Origin of the sequence: Mesorhizobium sp. M5C.F.Ca.IN.020.29.1.1, assembly GCF_003997375.1 — a bacterium.
In the GTDB taxonomy this organism is placed as follows: Bacteria; Pseudomonadota; Alphaproteobacteria; order Rhizobiales; family Rhizobiaceae; genus Mesorhizobium; species Mesorhizobium wenxiniae.
Genome location: NZ_RZSW01000791.1, coordinates 1 through 2,084 on the forward strand (window position 1 = coordinate 1; position 2,084 = coordinate 2,084).

The window sequence follows — 2,084 nt, forward strand, 5'->3', positions numbered from 1 at the left end:
ATGTAGATCGGCGCGGCCAGGTTTCAGGCGCCTTTGTGCCGGCGGCGTCGAATCCCGGCACGATGCGCGAGGCTGTCGGCGGCGCCGTCTTCAATGCTCTGCGCGGCGCCGTGCGGCGCGGCGTCTCCGGCTCGCTGCTTTCGGTGCGCGGCGGCGATGTTCTGGCCGACACGGTCTCGCGCGCCATCGCTGCGGCCGGCATTGCCGATCTATCCGTGGTGTTCCTCGATCGCACGACGCCGAGCAACACGACGATAATCGACGGCGACGGCGCGCTGATCGTCGGCCTTTCCGACATGGCGCTCTACGACCTCGCGCTTCCCAAGCAGATCCGCCGTGCCAAGGTGCGTGAGGTGATCAGCACCGCCGATGCGGTCCTGTGCGACGCCAACCTGCCGTCGACGGCGCTGGAGCGGCTGGTGGCGCTTGCCGCCGGCAAGCCGGTCTTCGCCCTCGCCGTCTCACCAGACAAGGCGGTGCGGCTCGCGCCGGTGCTTGGCAGCCTGGGGATGGTCTTCATGGACCGGCGCGAGGCCATCGCATTCGCCGATGTCGGTATCGACACGGCGGAGCGTGATATCATCGACCGCCTGAGGCGCGCCGGCCTCAAATATGGCGTGGTGAGGTCGGATGACGGTCCGGTGCTGGGTTTCGACGAGGCCGGCGCCTTCTCGATCCCGCCGCCAAGAAAAGTCACTGGCGTCGCCGCGGATGCGCTGGCGGGCGCAACGGTCGCCGCCCTGCTGCGCGGCCTGACGCTGCGCGCGGCGCTGCGTGACGGCGTTGCCGCGGCAATGCTTGCGATCGAAAGTGCCGAACTTGTGCCGGTCTTTACGGCGGCAGACTTTGCCGACGCGCTGGCCCTTGTGCCCGAGCCGCAGAAAATTGGCATGAGGGGATGACCAGTGGAGAGGCGGCCTATTTGCCGGCACGCAGCCCCGCCTCATAGGCCCGGCGCGCCCAGACCGCCATCTCGTCCGGATCGTCGAAGGCGCTGTCGGGAATGCTCCAATACGGCATGGACACGAGCTTGCCGTGCCGCGAGCCGGTGTAGGTCCATTGCCGGCAGCCGGCCGCTTCGAATTCGGGCGCGCTTTCCGAGTCGGCCTTCAGCATCAATTCGCCACGGATGACGATGGCGACGATGACGCCGTCGAAGTAGATGCCCTTGCCGCCGAACATCTTGCGAATGCTGACCGGGCCGAGGCCTTCGAAAAGTTCGGCAATGCGTTCATTGTCCATGCCGCGATCATGTCACCCGGATTTCCCCTTGTCATCGCCGCAACCAAAACCATGCTGACAAGTTGAGAGCCAAATTCTTCGGTCCCTCATCATGCCGCTTCTGCTCAAAGGGTCCTGCCGGTGCGATGCCGTCCGCTTCGAGGTGGAAAGCCACACGCCGGTGCCGTTCATGCTTTGTTATTGCTCGATCTGCCGCAAGCAGCAGGGCGGCGGCGGCTTTGCCATCAATCTCGGTGCCGATTTCGATACGCTGAAAATCAAGGGCAAGCGCAACCTTGGCGTCTATCAAGCCGAAATCGAGGACGACGAGCATCCACAATGCGAGATCTCGTCAGGCGAGCGGAATTTCTGCAGGAAATGCGGATCGGCACTCTGGCTCTACGATCCGACGTGGCCGGAGCTGGTCCACCCATTTGCATCGGCGATCGACACAGACCTGCCGAAACCGCCTGAAAAGGTGCACCTCATGCTGAAATACAAGGCGAACTGGGTCGAGCCCGAGATCGGCGAGGGCGACAGGGTCTTCGATATCTATCCGGAAGAATCGATCGCCGGATGGCACAAACGAACGGGAATGTGGGTGGACTAGGTCCTTCTCCCCGTTTACGGGGAGAAGATGCTCTGCCCCCTCATCCGGCCCTTCGGGCCACCTTCTCCCCGTAAACGGGGAGAAGGGAAGATCAGGCCGAAGCGCGCGCCTCGGTCAGAGCCTTCAGATCGGCCGGCTTGAGCTCAACCGATTCGCCGCAGCCGCAGGCCGAGCTCTGGTTCGGGTTGCGGAAAGTGAAGCCGGTGCGCAGCGTCGTCTGCTCGAAATCCATCTCGGTGCCGAACAGGAAAAG

General features: G+C 64.1%; 3 protein-coding genes and 1 pseudogene. 2 read left to right on the forward strand and 2 right to left on the reverse strand.

The window, feature by feature from the left end; all coding sequences use genetic code 11:
- Positions 1 to 902, forward strand: a 902-nt coding sequence (locus EOA85_RS33580; RefSeq protein WP_127212573.1) for a carbohydrate kinase family protein, incomplete at its 5' end; no start/stop codon positions are given.
- A gap of 16 nt (positions 903 to 918) precedes the next feature.
- Here the strand turns inward: EOA85_RS33580 and EOA85_RS33585 are convergent.
- On the reverse strand, positions 919 to 1,242 hold the full coding sequence (locus tag EOA85_RS33585; RefSeq protein ID WP_029353596.1) for a TfoX/Sxy family protein: 324 nt from the start codon (positions 1,240 to 1,242) through the stop codon (positions 919 to 921).
- A gap of 91 nt (positions 1,243 to 1,333) precedes the next feature.
- Here EOA85_RS33585 and EOA85_RS33590 point away from each other — a divergent pair, with 91 nt between their 5' ends.
- Complete coding sequence (locus EOA85_RS33590; protein ID WP_095521673.1) at positions 1,334 to 1,831, forward strand: GFA family protein; 498 nt, start codon at positions 1,334 to 1,336, stop codon at positions 1,829 to 1,831.
- A 91-nt stretch (positions 1,832 to 1,922) separates the two neighbouring features.
- Here EOA85_RS33590 and EOA85_RS39595 read toward each other — a convergent pair.
- Positions 1,923 to 2,084 (reverse strand): annotated as a pseudogene (locus EOA85_RS39595) (Fe-S cluster assembly scaffold SufA); the annotation flags it as partial.